The sequence below is a fragment of the Bradyrhizobium sp. PRIMUS42 genome, assembly GCF_023006515.1.
Taxonomy (GTDB): Bacteria; Pseudomonadota; Alphaproteobacteria; order Rhizobiales; family Xanthobacteraceae; genus Bradyrhizobium.
Genome location: NZ_JALBGZ010001395.1, coordinates 1 through 723, shown reverse-complemented (window position 1 = coordinate 723; position 723 = coordinate 1). Strand labels below are relative to the sequence as shown.

Sequence of the window (723 nt, the reverse complement as noted above, 5' to 3'; positions counted from 1 at the left end):
CCGCGAAGCCGGCGCCGGCCGTCCCTCGCGCGGCAAGGGCCACGTGCCCTTCGGCCGCCAAGCCACCGCATGGGAGATCGCCTATGCCGTGCTGTTCTTCCTGTCGGACGAGAGCGTCTACGTCACCGCGCAGACTCTTGCGGTGGATAGCGGCCTGAGCGGGATGTGAGGGGCCGCCGTAGCCCGGACTGCGCTGCGCTCCATCCGGGCTACGGTCCTGTCTGCGTGGTTCGCTCGTCGGCCGGTTGGCAGATGGTCTGCCATCACGCCTATGATGTGCTACGACGTCTGCCCACCAGTGTCCCGGATGGCTTGATTGATGAAAACCACGCTGCTCAAATCCGAAGACTACACCCGCTCGCCCTGGAAGAACGGCGGCGGCATCTTCACCGACATTGCGGGCGCCTGGCGCGCCGATGCGCCGGCGAAGGATTGGAGCAGCCTGCTCTGGCGCTTTGCGAGCACGCCGATCGTGGCGCCCGGTCCGTTCTCCCATATGCCCGGCATCGATCGTCTTCAGATGGTCGTCGATGGTCGCGGGCTGGTGCTGAAGTCGCCCGCGCAGGATCTTGACGAGCGTGAACCTTTTACGACGGTGCGCTTCACCGGCGAGACGGAGATCGTGACCGCACTCGAGGCAGGGCCCGTCGAGGTCGTGAACCTGATGGCGCGGCGCGGGGCTGCCGAGATCGCGCTCGTGGCGCTCCGCGAGCCCGGCGAGCG

At 67.4% G+C, this 723-nt stretch carries 2 protein-coding genes; both read left to right on the top strand.

Features of this window, described 5'->3' with window-relative positions; all coding sequences use genetic code 11:
- On the top strand, window positions 1-169 hold a 169-nt coding region (locus MOV75_RS40610; protein WP_247008473.1), incomplete at its 5' end, for an SDR family oxidoreductase.
- 150 nt (window positions 170-319) lie between these two features.
- Window positions 320-723 (top strand): HutD family protein (locus MOV75_RS40605; RefSeq protein WP_247008471.1); only part of this gene is annotated, 404 nt, incomplete at its 3' end.